Origin of the sequence: Pseudomonas sp. BIC9C (genome assembly GCF_034541995.1) — a bacterium.
Taxonomy (GTDB): domain Bacteria; phylum Pseudomonadota; class Gammaproteobacteria; order Pseudomonadales; family Pseudomonadaceae; genus Aquipseudomonas; species Aquipseudomonas fluorescens_CC.
The window spans coordinates 93,215-111,891 of the sequence record NZ_JAWDGM010000002.1; the positions used below are offsets into that span (position 1 = coordinate 93,215).

15 protein-coding genes and 1 pseudogene are annotated in these 18,677 nt (G+C 62.2%); 7 read left to right on the forward strand and 9 right to left on the reverse strand.

Going from position 1 to position 18,677, the window contains the following annotated elements; translation table 11 throughout:
• Positions 1-99 precede the first annotated feature (99 nt).
• Positions 100-1,065 (forward strand): alpha/beta hydrolase, encoded by a 966-nt coding sequence (locus RS887_RS10540; RefSeq protein WP_322615333.1) that lies wholly within the window; start codon positions 100-102, stop codon positions 1,063-1,065.
• A 209-nt stretch (positions 1,066-1,274) separates the two neighbouring features.
• Here RS887_RS10540 and RS887_RS10545 read toward each other — a convergent pair.
• Positions 1,275-1,463, reverse strand: a pseudogene (locus tag RS887_RS10545) (DUF6124 family protein); the annotation flags it as partial.
• On the opposite strand from RS887_RS10545, the gene RS887_RS10550 reads away from it, so the two are divergent.
• The 5 genes from RS887_RS10550 (at position 1,424) to RS887_RS10570 (ending at position 3,926) form a co-directional block, all read left to right on the forward strand.
• Entirely contained in the window at positions 1,424-1,618 is a 195-nt protein-coding gene (locus tag RS887_RS10550; RefSeq protein ID WP_322615911.1) for an antitoxin, read from the forward strand. The pseudogene RS887_RS10545 and the gene RS887_RS10550 sit on opposite strands and share 40 nt — an antisense overlap.
• A gap of 105 nt (positions 1,619-1,723) precedes the next feature.
• The gene (locus RS887_RS10555; RefSeq protein WP_322615334.1) at positions 1,724-2,131 is read left to right on the forward strand and encodes a VOC family protein; all 408 of its coding nucleotides are present in this window, start codon (positions 1,724-1,726) and stop codon (positions 2,129-2,131) included.
• Positions 2,132-2,181: 50 nt separating this feature from the next.
• Positions 2,182-2,634: a GNAT family N-acetyltransferase gene (locus tag RS887_RS10560; RefSeq protein WP_322615912.1), complete on the forward strand. Its 453-nt coding sequence runs from the start codon at positions 2,182-2,184 to the stop codon at positions 2,632-2,634.
• Positions 2,635-2,798: 164 nt separating this feature from the next.
• Positions 2,799-3,335, forward strand: a complete 537-nt coding sequence (locus tag RS887_RS10565; RefSeq protein ID WP_322615335.1) for a glyoxalase superfamily protein — start codon at positions 2,799-2,801, stop codon at positions 3,333-3,335.
• Positions 3,336-3,413: 78 nt separating this feature from the next.
• Positions 3,414-3,926 (forward strand): PaaI family thioesterase, encoded by a 513-nt coding sequence (locus tag RS887_RS10570; RefSeq protein WP_322615336.1) that lies wholly within the window; start codon positions 3,414-3,416, stop codon positions 3,924-3,926.
• Positions 3,927-4,039: 113 nt separating this feature from the next.
• On the opposite strand, the gene RS887_RS10575 is transcribed toward RS887_RS10570, so the two are convergent.
• The 5 genes from RS887_RS10575 to pvdM form a co-directional block, all read right to left on the reverse strand.
• Complete coding sequence (locus RS887_RS10575; protein WP_322615337.1) at positions 4,040-6,457, reverse strand: TonB-dependent siderophore receptor; 2,418 nt, start codon at positions 6,455-6,457, stop codon at positions 4,040-4,042.
• 126 nt (positions 6,458-6,583) lie between these two features.
• Complete coding sequence (locus tag RS887_RS10580) at positions 6,584-8,233, reverse strand: cyclic peptide export ABC transporter (protein ID WP_322615338.1); 1,650 nt, start codon at positions 8,231-8,233, stop codon at positions 6,584-6,586.
• A gap of 146 nt (positions 8,234-8,379) precedes the next feature.
• Positions 8,380-9,279: a formylglycine-generating enzyme family protein gene (locus RS887_RS10585; protein ID WP_322615339.1), complete on the reverse strand. Its 900-nt coding sequence runs from the start codon at positions 9,277-9,279 to the stop codon at positions 8,380-8,382.
• 29 nt (positions 9,280-9,308) lie between these two features.
• Entirely contained in the window at positions 9,309-10,589 is a 1,281-nt protein-coding gene (locus tag RS887_RS10590) for an aminotransferase class V-fold PLP-dependent enzyme (protein WP_322615340.1), read from the reverse strand.
• A gap of 30 nt (positions 10,590-10,619) precedes the next feature.
• A complete protein-coding gene (gene pvdM, locus RS887_RS10595; RefSeq protein ID WP_322615341.1) occupies positions 10,620-11,969 on the reverse strand; it encodes a pyoverdine-tailoring dipeptidase-like protein PvdM in 1,350 nt (449 codons plus the stop codon).
• Positions 11,970-12,211: 242 nt separating this feature from the next.
• Here pvdM and RS887_RS10600 point away from each other — a divergent pair, with 242 nt between their 5' ends.
• Entirely contained in the window at positions 12,212-13,831 is a 1,620-nt protein-coding gene (locus tag RS887_RS10600) for a PvdJ/PvdD/PvdP-like protein (protein WP_322615342.1), read from the forward strand.
• A 123-nt stretch (positions 13,832-13,954) separates the two neighbouring features.
• Here the strand turns inward: RS887_RS10600 and RS887_RS10605 are convergent, their stop codons facing one another.
• Genes RS887_RS10605 through RS887_RS10615 form a run of 3 tightly spaced genes read right to left on the reverse strand, consistent with a single transcriptional unit; the run spans position 13,955 to position 18,503 of the window.
• On the reverse strand, positions 13,955-15,349 hold the full coding sequence (locus RS887_RS10605) for an efflux transporter outer membrane subunit (protein ID WP_322615343.1): 1,395 nt from the start codon (positions 15,347-15,349) through the stop codon (positions 13,955-13,957).
• Between the two features lie 7 nt (positions 15,350-15,356).
• Positions 15,357-17,330 (reverse strand): MacB family efflux pump subunit, encoded by a 1,974-nt coding sequence (locus RS887_RS10610; protein ID WP_322615344.1) that lies wholly within the window; start codon positions 17,328-17,330, stop codon positions 15,357-15,359.
• Positions 17,331-18,503 carry an efflux RND transporter periplasmic adaptor subunit gene (locus tag RS887_RS10615; protein ID WP_322615345.1) on the reverse strand — a complete coding sequence of 391 codons (1,173 nt, stop codon included), beginning with the start codon at positions 18,501-18,503 and terminating at the stop codon, positions 17,331-17,333.
• Positions 18,504-18,677: the final 174 nt, after the last annotated feature.

Below are 18,677 nucleotides of genomic sequence, written 5' to 3' on the forward strand. Positions count from 1 at the left end.
TTTTTCGTTCGGCTTGGGAGGGTCTTCATTAAGCCCTAATGAACGGTCCTCACGGTTCGTTTATTGGGCGAGCCTGTTTATTTTTGGAGACTACCGCCCATGGCACTGCACCCGGACATCGAGGGATTTCTAGAGCTGGCCGAGTTCGGCCGCCTCAGCGGCAAAAGCCAAGCCATGCATGAGTTGAGCCCGAGCGAAGCGCGGCAGCAATTCGAACAGGCATCGCAACTGCTCGATGCGGCGCCGACAGGTGCGTTGACAGTGTCTGCGCTCAGCATTACGGCGCGGGACGGGCATGTGCTCAACGCGCGGCTGTACGCCAGACCGCAAGCGGACAGCGAGCCGCGCCCGGTGTTGTTGTATTTCCATGGCGGAGGGTACGTGGTGGGCAGCCTCGATTCCCACGACACCCTGTGCCGGCGTCTGGCGCTGGCAGGGGAATTTGCCGTGTTGTCGGCGGACTATCGCTTGGCACCTGAGCACCGTTTTCCCACTGCTTACAATGACGCCGAAGACATCACGCGTTGGCTGGCCATTACCGGTGCCAAAGCATTGGGCCTGGACGCGAGGCGGATCGCACTGGCCGGGGACAGCGTCGGCGGCAGCCTGGTGGCATCGCTGTGCATCGCCATCGCCCGGGACCCATTGGGATGGCCGCTTGTGCCGCGTCTGCAAGTGTTGCTGTACCCGGTGATCGACGCGGTAAAAAAACGCCCGTCACTGGAGCGGTTCGCCGAAGGCTATCTGCTGGAGGCCACCACCCTGGAATGGTTCTACCAGCAATACCAACGCAGCGAAGCCGACCGCAGCGACTGGCGTTTTTCACCGCTGTACGCCGAGCGTTTGCACAGTCTGACACCCACCGTCCTGTGGCTGGCCGAGTACGACCGGCTGCTCGATGAAGGCCTGGCCTGGGCCGAGAAACTGCGTACCACGGGGCAACCCTTGGTGCTGGATGTGAAAGCCGGCATGACTCACGACTTTGCGCGCATGGGCGAGATGGTCCAGGAAGTGCCGGGGATGCTGGTGCAACTGGCGGCACAGATCGGCGAAAGCCTGAGCTGACAGACACACTATTGTGGGCACTGCTTAATCTGTGGCGAGGGGGCTCTTGTGGCGAGGGAGCTTGCTCCCGCTCGGCTGCACAGCAGCCGTGAACCCGAACAACGCGGTGTGTCTGAGTCACCGCGATAGCCGATTTTGGGGCTGCTTCGCAGCCCAGCGGGAGCAAGCTCCCTCGCCACAGGTGAGCGGCTTCAACACAAGTGCGGTGGCTACTCAGGCGGATCAAGCCGATCCAGCGCCCGGTTCACCGCCAGTTCCCCCATCATGATCACCTGCGCAATCCCGAGCAGCGCATTGCGACTCGTCCCCTGCAGATGATCCACCAGATCGTTGGCCATTACATTGGCCGACGCCTGCGATTCACTGGCATGCACCAGCAGGATTTCGGTACTGGTTTGAGACTGACGAACATTCCGCCAGCCATGACCGCTGGTTCCGCACCAAGGTGCAAGCCTCGCTTAACAGACCGTCCCCGAATGTCCCGCATGATCAGGTAATGGCTGATATGCGAGCTCTTCTCGAATCAAAGTCTAATGGACACGGTAGTGCTTGAGTTGTGATCGCTGCGCGGTCCAACTGTCTAACTATTACTTCTTCGATACTTGGCCCAACACTGCTAGATTCACCGCTCGATTGGCACGACAAGGAATGTTCGTTCATGAAATTTGGCTACCTGATCATCTACGTCAAGGATGTAGAGGCCTCTCTCAAGTTCTTCTCATCGGCCTTCGGGCTCAGCGTTCGGTTCATCCATGAGTCCGGCACCTATGGCGAACTGGCAACCGGCGAAACCGCGCTGGCATTCGCCGCCGATGAACTGGCCGCATCGAACTTCAACACCGGTCATGTCCCGGCGCACTCATCCCTCAAACCGTTAGGCATCGAAGTCGGGCTGGTGACCGAGGATGTCCCCGCGGCCCATGCCAAAGCGATTCAAGCAGGCGCCAGCGAAATCGCTGCCCCGACTACCAAGCCCTGGGGGCAAACAGTGTCTTACGTTCGATGCCCTGACGGAACGCTGGTTGAGCTGTGCACACCCGTAAACGCTACCGAGAGTGAGTCTTGAAAGCCGGGCGCGAAGCGGACCACGCAGACAAGTCTGGCAGTAACCTGCAAGTGGTCACGTCAACGGACCCATTGGCGATACTTGAAATCTCAGGGATTACGCCGCAAATCCGGGAGCTGGAAATGCAGGCCGTTGCCGAAGGCTTCAGGTTCCTCTCCCGGTTGATCGAGGAATGGGAAAGCGGTGCCAATCGATTCGATCAGCAGGGTGAGTGTTTATTCGGAGCGTTCCGGAACGGGCGACTGATTGCCGTAGGAGGTCTTTCGTCAGACCCATTTGCCGAACCGGATGCAGGGCGATTACGGCGGGTCTACGTCGCACGTGCATCAAGGGGCCAGAACGTGGGTAAAGCGTTGGTGCAGCACCTGCTGGAATTGGCGTCTGAGCATTTCCGCGTTGTGCGACTGTCCACGGACACACCCGAGGGCGCTGCCTTTTACCTGCGCTGCGGGTTCCGGCCGATACAGGATGATTTTGCGACACATGTGAAGCCCACTTCATAACTCGGCATCGGCTATGTATTATCGGCTTCGGTCCGATGCTGCCCGCCGCTCGCTCCCGCTGGGAAAGGTGAAAGCGTCTCCTCCTTCTACAAACCCTGTCGCCTCTCTTGACGGTCGAGGTTTGGCAATGCGAGCACCAAAGCATCTCGGCTACAGGAGCTGTCATGTTTTCAATCGAACAAGCCAAGCAAATGGCCAGGCAGTTGCGCGCCTCGCTGGAGCAACGCAACCAGGCAGTGACCCATTCCACCGCGCTGGAACTGGTCGCGCAGCAATTGGGTTACAAGGACTGGAACACCGCGTCAGCGATGCTTGCCCAGGCCAATACACCGTCCACGCCTGTTGTGACTTTCGACAAATCCATTCCGATCCTGCGGATGTTCGACGAAGCCAAGGCGCGGGAGTTCTATCTGGATTTCCTGGGCTTTGGCGTCGAGTTCGAGCACCGCTTCGAGGCTGATCTGCCACTGTACCTGGGCATCAGTCGCGACGGTCTGCAATTGCATCTTTCCGAGCATCACGGCGATGCCAGCCCAGGCTCGACGGTATTCGTGCCCATGCACAACATCGAACTGCTCAGGGACGAATTGCAGGGCAAGCGCTACGGATATGGACGCCCTGATATTGTTCAACAGGACTGGGGCAAGGAGCTGCAAGTCTACGACCCGTTCGGGAACCGGATTCGCTTCTGCCAATATTGATCAGGCGGTGCGGACCGGGGCGACCCGGTCCGCTTTGAACCACGATGATTCGCCGCCAGTATTAAGGATGGACACGCTATGACCACGCAGAATACTTCGCTACAAGACATCGCCGCGCCAGAGGGCGTTTGTTATGGCTGTGGCAGCCAAAATCCGCACGGGCTGCATATCAAGAGCTTCTGGCATGAAGACGGGGTGCATGTCATGGCGGAGCATATGCCCGATGACAAGTATTGCGGCTGGCCGGATCTGGTTTACGGTGGTTTGATCGCGATGCTGGTGGATTGTCATTCCAACTGGGCGGCGATGGCTTATCACTACCGGGCAGAACAGCGCGAGGCAGGGAGCTTGCCCCACATCACCTGCGTCACCGGTAACCTGGGCATCAAGTTCATCAAGCCCACCCCGATGGGGGTACGCCTGACGTTGCGTGCAAAAGTCGAGGGCGAAGTCGGGCGCAAAAGCCGGGTCATTTGCGAGGTCTTCGCCGGGGATGTCCTGACCGCTGTCGGGGACTCCGTTTTTGTCCGCGTCGATACCGAGCAACTCAGGGCCGCCGCGCAAGCAGAAAACGGAACCGGGCCACTGTAGGAGCGAGCTCGCTCGCGATGGACTCATAGGCGCAGCGTTCAACCAGTAAACACGCGTTATCGTTAACGACCATCGCGAGCAGGCCCGCTCCTACAGGTGGAAGCAGCAAGCCATCAATACTGCGCGCGCAGGCTCAGGGTCACGGTGCGCGGGTCGCCGTAGAAGTTGGTGCCCCAGGAGGCATCGACGCGGTCGTAGTACTTGCGGTCGAACAGGTTGTTAGCAGTCAGTGTCGACGACAGGTGTTCGTTGAACTTGTAGCCGACCTGCGCCGTGGTGACGGCAAACCCGCCTTGTTGGAACTTCACGTCACGCTGGAAGTAGGTTTCGCTGACCACACGCACGCCACCGCCGACGCTGAAGTCCTTGAGCGGGCCGTCGGTGAACTCGTACTTGGTCCACAGGTTGTAGTTGTGCTTGGGCGTGATGGTGCTGAAGGTCTTGCCTTTGTTGGCCTGGTCGCCGTCCAGGAACTTGGTGGAGGTGTAGGCGTAACCGGTGACGATGCTCCAGTTATCGCTCAGGTTGCCGCTCAGCTCGGTTTCCCAGCCCTGGCTGCGTGCCTTGCCTTCGGTCATGTAGGCACCGGAGTTGTTGTCGTATTCGGCGCGGTTTTCATCGTAGATGCGGAAGGCGGCGACGCTGGCGTTCAGGCGGCCGTCGTAGAATTCGCGCTTGAGGCCGATCTCGTACTGCTTGCCTTCGCGCGGGCCGACCGGCTCGCCGTTCGTTCCGATTTCGCTCTGCGGTTTGAACACGCCGGTGTAGCTGAAGTAGGTCGACAGTTCCGGGGTGATCTTGCCGATGACGGCGCCGTACGGCACGACCTTGCGGTTGATGCTGGTGTGGGCCTGGCCGAAGTTGTTGAAGAAGGCGTTGGCGTTCCTTGCGTCGCTTTCGTACCAGGTCACACGGCTGCCGCCGATGACATCGAGCCAGTCGGTGACGTCGAACTTGGCACGGGTGTAGACGCCGTACTGATCGGACTTGGACCAGTTGCCGTTGACGTGCGCATAGTCTTTGCGGGGAATGTCGATGCTGCCCGGATCGAACACGTTGATCGGGAAGTACTCGCCGCCGCCGTAGGTGAAGTCCTTGTCCAGGTGCTGGTACTCGGCACCCAGGGTGAACTCGTGCCGGCGATTGGCGAACTCGAACGGCGTAGTCACGAAGCTGTCGACACCGATGGTCTTGATGTGGGTGTAGTAGTCGTAGGCCACGGCCGAGCTGTCACCGGTGGCCGGGTCGACCGCGCCGTCGACCCAGGTGAAATTACGCTCCGGGGTTTCGGCGTCACGGTAGGTCAGGGTGGTCTTGAACTGGCCACCGTTGTCCAGTTCGTGGTCGAGTTCGGCGAAGGTTTCCCAGACTTTTTCGTTGAGGGTGTTCCACTTGGCATCGAGGAAGGTCGAGCGAGGTACGTCGAGCAATGAGCCGTCGGCGTAGGCCGGCAAGCCGAAGGCAGGGGTGGAGTTGTTCTTCTGGTAGGCGCCACCGATCGACAGGGTGGTGGCCGGGTCGAGGTCGAATTCCAGGCGGCCGTAGACCATCGGGCGTTCGTTTTTCGCGTAGTCGACGAAGGACTTGTTGTTCTCGTAGGCGGTGATGAAGCGACCGCGCACGGTGCCCTCGTCGTTCAACGGGCCGGTGACGTCCACCGAAGAACGGTAGCGATCATAGGAGCCGGCGGCCAGTTCACCACCGAGGGCGAATTGGCTCAGGGCGCGCTTGCGTACCACGTTGATCGTGCCGCCAGGTTCGCCTGCGCCCTGGTACAGGCCCGATGGGCCGCGCAGCACTTCGATGCGGTCGTACATCGCCAGGTCGAAACTGGTGGCCATGTCGCCCTGGGCGGTGGGTTGCGAGACGCCGTCGACCTGCACCTGATCGACGAGGAAGCCGCGCATGTAGATGTCGTTGAGGCTGGAGCCGGAGTTGTAGGTCTTGATGGTCACGCCGGTGACTTGGCGCATGGCGTCCTGCAGGCTGTTCAGGTTCTGGTCGTCCATGCGCTGGCGCGTGACGACGGACACCGACTGCGGGATGTCCTTGAGCTTGATGTTGCCCTTGCCGATGGTGACTTCATTGGTGGTATAGGAGTGCGAGCCTTCGGTGGTCGGCCCCAGCGCCAGGCCGGTAATGGACGTCGCACCCAACTGCAATGCACTGGAGTCAGCGGCCGATGGCACCAGCGACACGGTGTTGCCATTCAACTGAAAATTGATGCCGCTCCCCAGCAGCAAGGTTTTCAGTGCCTGTTCCGGCTCCATGTTGCCGGACACCGCCGTGGACTTGATGCCGTTGACCAGGTCCTGGCTGTAGAGAATCTGCAGGTTGGTCTGCTGGCCCAGCTGGCGCAATGCACTGGCCAGCGACTGGGACGGCACATTGACGTTCACCGGAGCCGCCTCGACCTGGGACGTTCCCAGCAGCAACAGGGTCAACAGCGCGCCCGGCACGACCGTTCGGAATTTCTTTTGCCGTTCGATGGCTAATGCCAACGGTGCGCGGGACAGGGTAGGACTTTGCATTGCTCGAATCGCTCCAGAATGGTGTGTGCAGTTTTTTAGTTAATGATAATTATTATTAGACGGACCACTTTGGCTAAACCGGAAAACAAACTTCAAAAAACAATGATCTGCGCGCGGCAATGACCGTCAGGCCGTTGCGCGCTCGGTGACGACCCGGCCCGATTCCATGCGCACCAGTTGATCGGCCATGTCGAAATAGCGGTCATCGTGGGAGATGACGATGATGGTCTTGCCCAGGCGTTTGAGGTCCGGCAGCAGCTCGGTGTAGAAGATGCGGCGGAAGGTCGGGTCCTGGTCGGCGGCCCATTCGTCGAACACCAGCACCGGGCGTTCTTCCAGCCAGGCATTGACCAGCGCCAGGCGCTTGCGCTGGCCGGTGGACAGGTCGGTGGTGGTGAAACTGCCGTCCCTGACGCTGACCTTGTGCGCGATCTCCAGCCGTTGCAGGTAGGCGTTGGCATTTTCGGGGATGTGCCGGTCGCCCTGGATCACGTCATCGAACAGGTAGTAGTCGGCAAAAATCGTGGTGAACAACTGGCGGTAGTCGTCGCGATTCTGCGCATCGATGCCTTGGCCGTTGAGCAGGATCGAACCCTGTTGTGGCGCGTAGAGCCCCAGCAGCAACTTGATCAGCGTGGTCTTGCCGCAGCCGTTTTCGCCGACGATGAACACGATGTCGCCTTGCTCGATGCTCAGGTTCACCGGGCCCAGGCGAAAGGCGTCGCTGCCGGGTGCGGCGGGGAAGGCGTAGCTGACGTTGTTCAGTTGCAGGCTGTCGACCACGGTCGGCCGGGTACCGTTGTCGTTGAGCAGCAGGTGCGGCTCGGGCGAGGAGAACTGGCTCGACAGCTCGGCGATACGGCGGAACGCAATCCGCGCACGACTCACGATCGGCAAGGTGCTGACCAGATGCTCGATCGGGCCTTTCATGTATAGCAGCACCAGCACGAAGCCGCTCATCACCGCTTGGTCGGCGCTGGGCCAGAAGGATTGCAGGGCCAGTGCCAGGCCGATGACCACGAAGAACAACATCGAGCCCAGGGTCTTGGCGATCACGAAGGTGTTGATCGAACGCACCTGGGTGTCGCAGATGAAATCGGCGGTGCCCTGGATGCCCTTGACGAACATGCGCTGGCGGCGCGGGCGGTGGATGCGCAATTCCTTGGCGCCGCCGGCAATGGCGTTGTAGTGCTTTTGCAAATCGTCTTCGGCATCGCGGGCGGCCATGAAACCCTGGATGCCCTGGCCCTGCGCGTAGAACTGGATGCCGGTGCCGATGGCAATCGCCAGCACCATCATCAGGAACATCGGCCACGACAACAGCGCCAGATAACCCATGCAGCCGAGGGTCACGGTCAGGGAAATCGCCAACGGCGCGAAGGCGAAGGCGAAGTCGCTGATGGTGTCGACGTCGTGGGTCAGCACCGGGATCAGCCGATGGCTGCGGTAGCGCTCGATCTGCTCGATGGGCGCGGAAAGGACTTTCTCCCCCAGCTCTTTGCGCAGCCTGGCAATGATGTGCTGGCCGACATGGTTGGTGCCGATGTCCGAGCAGATCGAACTGCCCAGGGCCAGCAGGCACAGACCGCCGAACAGGGCAACCACGCCTTGGGTCAGGCCGTCCGGCGAGTGCAGCGCATTGTTGATGGTCGCCAGCAGGACCGTCACGCTCAGGCCGCCCACCATGCCCAGGACAATGGACACGGCGACGATCAGTCGAAACGGTTTCAACAGGGCCAGTAATTCGCCGATGGCGCCTCGGGTAGGCTGGGTCATGGCAGACAATTCCTTGGGTCGTAAGGCAGATACCCAGTAGAACGTCTGATGGGGGGCTTAATTTAAACGGTGGGAGACGGGTGGCGCCAAACCTGTGGGAGCGAGCTTGCTCGCGAAGACGGCTCCCACAAGGATTTGGGATGGGGTCAGAGGTTGGGTGTCAGGTCGCGTACTACACGGAACCCGATCCAGTCGCCACGGGTTTGCGGGTCGATGTCATTGCGGTTGCCCGAGCGGGAAAACACCGGTGCTTCGCCCCAGTCGTTGCCACGGATGCGCAGGGTGTCGCAATCGGGTTCGGTCCAGGCGCTGCCGTCGGTGGGCGCGCCGACATAGTCCGGGTGGTAGCAGTCGGCGATCCATTCGTAGACGTTGCCATGCATGTCGTACATGCCAAAGGCATTCGGCGGATAGCTGCCGACCGGGGAGGAATGGCTGTAGCCGTCGGTGGGGCCGTAGGTGTTGGCGTGGGTGGCGATGCTGTACTCGGTGCCGGGGTCGAACGGGAAGGGGAAGGGTCCCGTTGACCCGGCACGGGCCGCGTACTCGCGTTGGGCTTCGCTGACGATGTGGTAATGCTGGCCGGTTTTGCGCGACAACCAGGCGACATACGCCGTGACTTCGGCGAAGTTCATGCACACCGCCGGCTGGCGCGGGCCTTGGGGGTAACTCGGTTTGCCATTGGTGCAGGCCCGGCCGGGACGGGTATCGCCATCGGGCAGGGTGACCCCGGTTTCCTTCATGTATTGGGCCCATTCGCCGGCAGTGATCTGGTAACGGCTCATGGCGAAGGGTTTATCGAATATCACCTCATGCATCGGACCTTCATCCGGCTCGCGGCCGACTTCGCTTTCCGGGGTGCCCATGGTGAAGGTGCCGGCGGGCAGCACCACCATTTCCGGACAGTGGCGGCAATCCTTGAAGACCTTGCCCGGCAGCGGTGCCGTGTATGCGTGGGCGAGGCTCGGTACGGCATTGCCGAGCAAGCCCAGCAGCATCAGGGCACCCAGGCGTTGAAGCGGCTGCCGGTACAGAATGTTTTTCATAAGGGTTCTCGCTAAAGGGAATCGACGGTTCAGAGCTTGCTGGCCATCAGCTCCATCAACTGGTCGATGTGGGCTTCGGTATTGAGCAACCCCGGAGAAACACGAATGATCGGCCCGACATCACGGTCCACGGCATCGCACACCACGCGGCGATCCATCAGGAAGTTGGCGACTTCCTCGCAGTCCTGGTGCTTGATGCGGAAGAAGGTGAAACCGGCGGAATGCTCCGGTGACAGCGGTGTGACCAGTTCCACCGACGGGTGTGCCTGCAAGCGTTTTTTCAGGTAGCTGTTGATCTCGTGAATGCGTGTCGCGACCTCGGCCTTGCCCAGCTCCAGATGCAGCTTGAAGGCTTCGGTCAGCGCCCAGCGGTGTTCGAACGAGTGGTAGCCGCCGTAGGTCATCACCGTGGAAAATTGGGTGGCTTCGGAGAAGGTCGGGATGGTCGGGGTCACGTCCTTTAGCTCATCGGAGCGGGCGCAGATGATTCCGGTGCCCCGTGGGCCGAACATCCATTTGTGGGTACCGGCGATGAAGAAGTCGCAGTGCATGTCCGGGAAATCGACGTTCTCCACACCGAATCCGTGTACGCCATCGATCACGTAGAGGATGCGGTCCTTGTCTGCGCGGCCACGGTTTTTCTCTTCCACCAGTTTGCCGATTTCGCCGATGGGCAGCTTCACGCCGCTGCCGGAATGTACCCAGGTCATGCCGAGTACGCGGGTCTCGGGGCGAATGTTACGTTCAATCGCGGCCAGCACTTCGGCGGTCGAGACCTTGTACGGGTCTTCGAACAATTTGATCTTGCGAACCTGGGTACCGTCTTTCTGGGTGCGGTATTCGAACACGCTGTTGGCAGCGTAGTGCTCGTGTTCGCTGGTGAGGATTTCCTGGTCCGGGCGCACGTGGATGCCGGCGTAGATCATCGCCAGGCCTTCGGTGGTGCTGCCGGTCAGGGCGATCTGCGACGGCTTGGCTTTCAGGTAGCGACCGGCCCACACGCGCACGTCTTCTTCGCGGCGTTCGGTTTCGCCGCGATGCCAGTCCATGGCCAGGCCGGGGTTGCGATCGAGGTTGGCGCGGTGCATCTCGATGGCTTCACGTACCGGGCGCGGGTGCGAGGTCACCAGGAAGTTGGCGAAGTGCAGGTAGTCCGGGTCCTGCGTGAACAGTTGGCGCAGCTGGTCCCATTTGTCCCTGGGCAACGGCGCGGGGCTTGCGGCCAGTGCGGGCAGGTTGACGGCCGAGGCCAGGGGAATGCCGGCCGCCAGAATGCCGGCCTGCTTGAGGAATGAACGACGGTTGGTCATGGGTTCGGTTCGCTTTGGCAAAAGGAAAAATCAGTTCTGCACCACAGGCCGGGAAGATTTCTGTACCTGGTCCCAGACCCGCAGGAAGTTGCCGCCCCAGAGTTTGGCGATGTCGGCTTCGCTGTAGCCGCGGCTGATCAGTTCGGCGGTCACGTTGCGGGCCTCGCTGACGTCTTTCCAGCCCTCGAGGCCGCCGCCGTCATTGAAGTCGGAACTGATGCCAACGTGGTCGATGCCGATTTTCTTCACGGCGTAATCGATCGCATCGCCGTAGTCCTTGAGGGAGGCCTTGGGTTCTTCGTCGAGGATCGAGTAGAGCTGGCTGGCGTATTCGCCGAAACGCTGCTCGGGCCAGACGGTGATCACCGGATCGCCGGGCATCAGGGCCATCTCCAGGCCTTGCAGCGGTTGCAGGTCGAAGCGCGCGCGCAGGGCGTTGAGCTTGTCCAGGGTGGCCTGGCTCAGCGGGCGGATGTAGGTCGGGAAGCCGACGATCTGCACCACGCCGCCGCTGTTCTTGATCAACTGCATTTCCGCGTCACTGAGGTTGCGCGGGATGTCCACCAGCGCTCGGGGTGCCGAGTGGGAGGCGACCATCGGCGTACGGCTCAGTTGCGCGACTTGCTCCAGGGCCTTGGTCGACATCTGCGACACATCGATGATCACGCCCAGGTCGTTGAGGCGATGCACGGCTTGCTTGCCAATGTCCGACAGCCCGCCGAGGGCATCCCGCGAGTCATTGAAGAACGGCAGCGGCCGCGACGAATCGGCCCAGGCGTTGTTGCCCACGTAACTGAAGCCGAACATGCGCATGCCTCGCGCTGCCCACTTGTCCAGGGCGTTGAGGTCGTTGCCCAGCGGGTAGGCGTTGAGCATGCTGATGAAGATCGCGAACTTGCCTTCGCCATGCAGGCGCCGGAAGTCGTCGGGGGTGTAGGCGATGGCCACCTGATTGGGGAAGTCACGCACCATAGCGCTGATGATCTTGTAGCGGGTTTCCTGCTCAAAGCGGGCCTCGTCGACGAAGCCGGCAGTAGGGCGATGGGGGGCGTTGGCGCCGTTCCATATTTCCGGCCAGCCGAAGATCGTCAGCGCCGCACCGGACAGGCGCCCGCGGCCGGTCTTGACCAGGTCGAACTGGCCTTCGCCGTCCTTGTCGACTTCGTTGCCGGCGGTGCCGAAGTCCATGGGCACGGTGATGTGGCTGTCGAACGAGAGGATGCGCTCCTGCAATTGATCGGCCTGTTTCATCACCTTGACCGGGTAGCCGGGGTTGTCCCTGAACCCGTAATCCCAGGCGGCAAAGCCTGCACCCGCGCTGATCGCCAGGGCCAGCGGCAGGCCGATGAAAAGAGCCTTTTTCGAACGTGGTTTTGTCATTGCCGTCTCAGTCAGGTTCGCCGTCGAGGATCAGGCGCGGGGGCCTTTGCTATCTGGGGGAACGAGTGGCTGGTCGGATAATTTAGGTGTTTGTGCGGGCCTCTTCGCTGGCAAGCCAGCTCCTACAGGGGATCGCACAATCCCTGTAGGAGCTGGCTTGCCAGCGAAGCTCTTAAATTTTCAGCAGTACTGACCGTTCTAGCTTGGATAAAGCCTGCTCCATGGCTGACACAGGTAGGGCAATGACGATTTCTCGACGATGGTTCCTCGCGGGTCTGGCGCTGACCGGTGCCGCCGTGCCGGCGACGTATTACGGGCATCGTGAACTGACAAGGCCGGACCCGACGATCACTCCCGGCGAAGCCTCGTTCGATGTGGCGGATGTTTCCGGCCAGCGGTTGGCGGATACCTTGCGTGGGGTCTGGCAGATTCGATTCGAAGGTCGTGACGCCGGTATCGAAGGCTTGCCGCTGGAGGGGCTGGAAGTGTTCCTCGATATCGGGCACAAGGGGCGCGGTTTCAGTGGTTATCTCGACACTGCCGAGCGTTTGCGCGCCACGCAAGAGCCCCGTTACCGGGTGTTGGGCGACCTGTCCGGGGCCAACCCGAAGCAACTGGGCTGGCGACTGCTGGGGGGCAGCGGCTGCTGCGAGTACGAGTTCGACATGACCCTGGACGAGGTCTGGGCCGGTTTCGGCAATGCCGGCAGCGGCAGCCTCAGTGGGCGCGTGCTGGACCTGAAGCGTCCACTGATGCTGCCTGCCCAGGACAATCGATTCATTGCCGTCAAACGGGTATTCCCTGAAGCCCGCGAGCGCACCGGCCTCAATCCGGCCCTGCTGGCCTGGCTGGTATCGCCGGAGCACCGATTGTTCCACCAGCTCTGGCATGCCTCCCGGGACAAATGGCACAAGCTGTCCGCAGACCAGCGCGGTGCCTTGCGCGGGCTCGGCTGGCAACCCGGCCCACGGGACAAGGAGCGCGACGCCCGAGGGGCGCGCAAGGATCGCAACGGTTCGGGCGTGGACTTTTTCTTCATGCACCGGCACATGCTCGGCACTGCACGTTCGATGCAGGACTTGCCTTCCTGGACGCATTTTCCGTTGCCGCAACCGCAGCTGGCGCGGGACCGGCCCGGCTTTGCACGTTACTTCGACAACCACGATGGCACCGCGCTGCCGCTGACCTGGCTGGCCGAGGACGATGACGAGTACACGCAGTGGGTCAGCGACATCAAGACCGCTGAGACGTATCACAGTAATTTCCAGGTCTGGGAATCGCGCTACCGTGATCCACGCTACCTGTCGACGCTGACACTCGGCCAGTTCGGCTCGGAGGTCGAACTGGGCCTGCACGACTGGCTGCACATGCGCTGGGCTTCAGTGCCGCGTGATCCGTCGAACGGTCAGCCGGTGCCGTTTGCCCGTGATCCGGCGGATTTTTCCGCACGCTGGTTCGCCGCGGAAAACGACTTCCTCGGTGACCCGTTTTCCTCCCATGTGAACCCGGTTTTCTGGCATTTCCACGGCTGGATCGACGACCGCCTGGAGGACTGGTTCCGCGCCCACGAGCGCTTCCATCCGGGGCAGGTCAGCCGGCTTCAGGTCAATGGTGTGCAATGGTTTGCGCCTGGGCGCTGGGTCGAGATCGATGACCCCTGGCTCGGCCCGATCACCCACGGTTGTAGCACCACGCCGGGGTTGCGGGCCGGCAAGTCAGTGGAAATGGATCCGGAAACCATGAAGCTGGCGTTGCGCATTACCTTCGGCGAGGACGAGAAAAAACTGACGGGGCTGTTCCGCAAGGTGCCGCAACGGCCGTGGTATGCGCGGCATTTGAAGGTTAAACAGAGTCGGGCCTGATACCGCGTTATCGTTCAATCGCTGGCAAGCCAGCTCCCACAGGTTGTGTGTCGTGCCCGGAGCGTGCGGTAGACACCATCCTTGTGGGAGCGGGTTTGCCCGCGATGGCGGTTTCCCGGACACCTACAAAATCTGCCACCCCCCACCCAACGCCTTGTACAGCGCAATGCTGGCCTGCATCCGCGACAACCGCAGTTGCACGTTCAAATCCTGCGCCGCGTACAGCGTGCGCTGGGTTTCCAGGACTGTCAGCAAGTCCTCGGCCCCGGCCTGATAACGGCTTTGCGCGATGTTGAAAGCGATCTGCGCCTGGCTCAGTTCCTCACTCTGCCACTGGCGCTGTTCATCCAGTCCGCGAATGCTGTTGAGGGCTTTTTCGACGTCGGCGAAGCCGTTGATGATCGCGCCGCGATAGGTCTGCAGCAGTTCTTCCTGGCGCGCCGTGGCCTTGTCGCGCTGGGCACCGAGGCGGCCGTTGTTGAACACCGGCGCGAGCAGCCCGGCGGTGAGGTTGTAGAAGGGGCTACGCAGAATATCGTCGGCCCGGTCGGCGCCGGAGCCGATTTCGGCGGTGAGCGTCACGGTCGGCAGCATTGCGGCCCGGGCGACGCTGACGTCGGCTTGGGCGGCGGCCAGTTGCGCCTCGGCCCGGGCAATGTCCGGACGGCGACTGAGCAACTGGCTGGGCACCCCGGCATCGATGGCGGGCCAGGACAGTTGATCGAAGCGTTCCTGCCCCAACGACAGCGCCTGGACCGGGCGGCCGAGCAGGACGGCGAGGCTGATTCGCGCATCCTCGGCCTGTTGCTGCACCAGCGGCAACTGGCGTTGCTGCGTCGCCACCAGGCTTTTTTGCTGTGCCAGTTCAAGGGCCGTGGCCGAACCCGAGTCGAAACGGGTCTGCACCAGTTTCAACACGCTTTGGGCATTGGCCAGGTTCAACCCGGCGATGCGGCTCTGCTCCTGCAATGACAAGGCTTGCGCGTAGCCGTTGGCCACACCGCTGAGCAGCGTCAGTTCCACGGTAGCCTGGTCGAACTCGCTGGCTTGCAAACTGAATTGCGTGCTGTCGCGGCTGGCCCGTTGGCCACCCCAGAAATCGATTTCGTAGCTGGCAGTCAGGTTCGCAGTGAAGTAATCGACGGCGTCGTTATCGCTGTCGGCATCGAGCTGACTGTAGCCGCTGCCGCGCAGCAATTTCTGGCGGTTGGCATTGGCCGCGGCCTTGACCTCGGGCAGTTGCGAGCCGCCGGCAATCACCGTATCGGCCTGGGCCTGGCGCACTCTCGCGATGGCCGCGGCCAAATCGTAACTGCCGAGCCGCGCCTGTTCGATCAGGCGACCCAGTTGCGGGCTGCCGAAGCGGGTCCACCATTGTTGGTCGGCATCGGTAACGCCTGCGGTGTGCGGCGATTGCCAGGTGGCCGGAGGCTGGATGCCGCTCTCGGAGCGCTGGGCCGGGCTGCTGCAGGCGCCGAGCAACAGGCACAGGGTTAACACACTGAGTGGCGGCTTCATAAATCGATCATTCACTGGTAAGGGCCGTGACCGGGTCGAGTCGGGCGGCTTTGCGGGCCGGCATGTAGCCGAAGACAACACCGGTGACCAGGGCGCAGCCGAAGGCACCCAGCACCGCTATCAGGGAAAAGGCGACAGCGACTTCGCTGAAAATCAGCACGCCACCGACGATCAGCGCCAGGGCAATCCCGGTGAGGCCGCCCACCACCGAGAGCATCACCGCTTCGGTGAGGAACTGGCGCAGGATGTCGCGCTGGCGGGCACCGGTGGCCATGCGGATACCGATCTCCCGGGTACGCTCGCGCACGGTCATGAGCATGATGTTCATCACACCGATCCCGCCCACCAGCAGCGAAATCGCCGCAATCGATCCGAGCATCAGCGACAGGGTGTTTTGCGTGCGTGCCTCGGCCTGGATCATCGCTGCGTTGTTGGTCAGCTCGAAATCGTGCTTGCCGTCGTGCAGGCGCAGCATCAGTTGCTCGATGGCTTTTTCAGTCTCCTTGACCTTGCGCGCGTCGGCGGCGGCAATGGCGATGTACTCGGGATTGTGGCTGCCGAACAGGCGTACGCTCGCGGCGGAGTAGGGGATGGCGATGCGGTCGTCGCTGTCGGAGTCGCCGGAGCTGGCGCCTTTTTCCGCGAGCACGCCGACCACCTGGAAGGGTACGTTTTCGATCAGGATGTACTGGCCGATCGGGTTGGCCACGTCCTTGAGCAGTTTGGTCCGCACCTTGTGCCCGATCACCGCGACGGCGGCGGCGTTCTGCTCATCGGCGTGGGTAAAGTAGCTGCCTTCGACCACCGGCCAGTTGAAAATGGCCGGGAAGTTGGTGTCGTTGCCACCGACGTAGCTCAAGTGATCAAGGTTGCCAAAGCGCACCCCGGCCTCCTGGCCGTTGACGGGCATGATCCGCATCACCTGGGGCAGGCTGGCAATCGCCGCGACTTCATCGAGGGTGACGATGCCCATCGGCGTGCGCGGGTTGGGTGCCGAGCCGCTGAGGAAAATGATGTTGGAACCGAAGGCGCCCATCTGCGCCATCACCTGGCGCTTGCTGCCTTCGCCCACGGCCAGCATCACCACCACCGAGGCGACGCCGATAATGATCCCGAGCAAGGTCAGCGCGGTGCGAAACCTGTTGATCCACATCACCCGCCATGCCGCATGCACGGCATCGACCAATTCGCCTTTCCAGGCGCCGGTGGCTTCGGCGCCTTCGCTCAGGCGCTTGCGCAGGTCGATGGCTTGCAGGGCACCGGGTGTGGCGGAATTTTGTGCGGTCGGATTTTCGTCGGCGCTGTCGCTGATGATCAGGCCGTCGCGGATCTCGATGATGCGTTTGGCCCGGGCTGCCACTTCGCGATCGTGGGTGATGAGGATGACCACGTGACCCTGGCTGGCCAGCTCGTCGAGCAGGGTCATGACCTCGGCGCCGCTGTGGCTGTCGAGGGCGCCGGTGGGTTCGTCGGCAAGGATGATGTGGCCGCCGTTCATCAGGGCGCGGGCAATCGACACCCGTTGCTGCTGACCGCCGGAGAGTTGGTGCGGACGGTTGCCGGTGCGCGAAGCCAGGCCGAGGCGGTCGAGCAGGGCGGCGGCGCGGGCGTGGCGTTCGGCGGCCGGGGTGCCTGCATAGATGGCCGGCATCTCGACGTTTTCCTGGGCCGAACCGGACGCAATCAGGTGGTAGCCCTGGAACACGAAACCGAAGGCTTCACGACGCAGCCAAGCCAGTTCGTCACTGTCCAGGGCCGCGACGTTATCCCCGGCGAAGCGGTATTCGCCCGAGGTCGGGCGGTCGAGGCAGCCAAGGATGTTCATCAGCGTCGACTTGCCGGAACCGGAGGCGCCGACAATCGCCACGAACTCACCGGCATGGATCGACAGGTCAATGCCGCGCAATACGTGAACTTCAGGGGCATCGCCACCGCCGTAGGCTTTACGGATGTCGTGCAGCTCGATCAGGGGCGTGTGCATTCAGCCGCCACTCCCGTCGACCGGGCCGATCAACAGGTGATCACCTTCCTGCAGGCCATCGAGGATCTGCACCCGCAGGCGGTCACTGATGCCAGTACGCACGTTGCGCTGCTCGATACGGCCATTGCTGGCGACCACTTGTGCGGTCTGCAGGTCTGCCTGCGCGCCGGCTTGCAGGGCGGCGATGGGCGCGGTGAGTACGTTCTGCGCCTGATTGGCGACGAAAAATACCTGGGTGGTCATTTCCGCCATCAAGGCGTTGTCGGCGTTGTCGACGTCCAGCAACACGGTGTACAGCACCACGCGGGCACTCCCGCTTTTACTGGTGCTGGCGGGGCTGCCGCCACCCTGGCTGGTCTGGTCCAGTGGTTTGGGCGGGACGGGGAGGATTTGCCGCACGGTGCTGGTCCAGCGCCGGGTGCCACCGCTCAGGGTGGTGAACCAGGCGTGCATGCCGGGTTTGACGCGACCGATGTCGGCCTCCGAGACCTCTGCCCACACGGTCATCGGCGACAGTTTGGCGATGCGCAGGATCAGCGGCGTCTGCTGCTGGGCGTTGAGGGTCTGGCCGACCCGGGCATCCAGCGCCACCACGGTGCCGGCCATCGGCGCATAAATCCGCGTGTAGCCGAGCTCCGCCTGATCGCTGCGCAGGCTGGCTTCGGCCTGGCGGATCTGCGCCTGGAACATGTCGATGCGCGCCTGGGTCACGCGCAATTCGGCCTGGGCGGTCTGCACGTCTTCTTCACGGGTGGCCCCGGCGGCGGCGAGGTTCTGTTGGCGCTGGTATTTCTGCCGGGCCAGTTCGTGTTGCGCCCGTTGTTCCTGCAGCTGCGCCTTGAGGTTTTCGATGGAGAACCGCCCGGCGTCGAGTTTGGCCTGTTGCGTGGACGGGTCGATTTCCACCAGCAACTGGCCTTCCTTGACCAGGTCGCCGACTTCCACGTGGATCTTGTGGATTTGCCCGGAAGCCTGGGCGCCGACGTCGACATAGCGCCGCGGTTGCAGGGTGCCCAATGCCGTGACGCTGCTTTCGATGTCGGCGCGGCTGACCTGGACGGTGGCGAACCGGTCGCGGCCCGGCGGGATGAACTGCCAGGCGGCGACGGCAACTACGGGGATCAGACAAAGTGCGGCAAGCAGGGCGTGTCGGGTCTGTCGGGGACGTTTCATGCAGGGTTCCGGCCTGGGAAAATCGGCCCGTCGTTCAGCGGCGGGTCGATGGCTGAACGCTGCCGGCAGGGCCGGACAGGGACGGGGAGCTGTCCTGTTAACGTAGAAAGCGCCGGGGAATTTAGGCGGTGACACAAACCCTTGTAGGAGCGAGCTTGCTCGCGATGGACGTCA